Below are 1,010 nucleotides of genomic sequence, written 5' to 3'. Positions count from 1 at the left end.
AGCCAGGAGCTCAGTTCACTGGTTTACGTTGATTTATCAGCAGCAGCAGGCTCAGTTGAAGATTGTAAATTGGCCGACCGTAGCCTTGGTTTTGATCTGCATTCAGGTTCTCAGATGCGTTTAACGGTTCTGGATCTGGGGGACGATACTTATGAGTTTGTCTGGAGCCATCATCATATCTTAATGGATGGCTGGTGCGTAGGGATTCTGATTAAAGAATTTCTCCAATTGTACGAAAGTCATTTATCAGGTAAACCGGCAACACTGGGAACTGTATATCCATATTCGGACTATATCAAGTGGTTAATAAGATTAAATTGGAATGCTTCCCTAAACTACTGGAACCAATATTTATCAGGTTATGATAGTATTTCTGGCTTACCTAAAAAACATCTGAAAGGAGATGGTTATCTGCGCAAACAGGAATCTGTTATGGTAAAAGGAAGTTCAAGATTTGCTGTAACAGGTTTATGTACAGATTTAGGAATTACTGAAAATACACTGATCCAAACCGCCTGGGGGATCTTACTGGGTCGTTACAACAACACAGATGACGTAGTTTTTGGAGCTGTGGTTTCTGGCCGTCCGGCTGAAGTGAATGGTATAGAAGAGATGATCGGACTGTTTATCAATACGATCCCTGTTCGGATCGGATTTGGTGATGAAGTCCCGGTAGCGTCTTTATTAAAATCTGTTCAGCAGGATTCCATAGCAGGCACGTCCCATCACTATACTCAGTTGGCCCGGATTCAGTCCCTGAGTGAGTTGACTGGGGAACTGTTTGACCATATTCTTGTTTTTGAAAACTATCCTGTACAGGAACTCGTTTCCCGGGAAATCACCGAAGAGGATAATGATTTATCGCTATTATCTTCATCATTATTTGAGCAGACCGGTTATGATTTGACAGTGATGATTATTCCCGGGCAGGATGCACTGGAGATACGATTTGAATACAATGGGCATGTTTATGAAGGGGCTATGCTTTCCAGATTAGCGGCTCATTTTCT

Annotated in this window: 1 protein-coding gene; it reads left to right on the top strand. The window is 42.2% G+C overall.

Annotated features, from left to right (window positions below; genetic code table 11):
* A partial coding sequence (locus tag ABIB30_RS27255) for a condensation domain-containing protein (protein ID WP_354306170.1) occupies positions 1-1,010 on the top strand: 1,010 nt, incomplete at both ends.

The organism is Pedobacter sp. UYP1, from assembly GCF_040547305.1.
Taxonomy (GTDB): domain Bacteria; phylum Bacteroidota; class Bacteroidia; order Sphingobacteriales; family Sphingobacteriaceae; genus Pedobacter.
The sequence above is the reverse complement of the archived record's forward strand: the minus strand, read 5'-3'. Positions and strand labels throughout refer to the sequence as shown.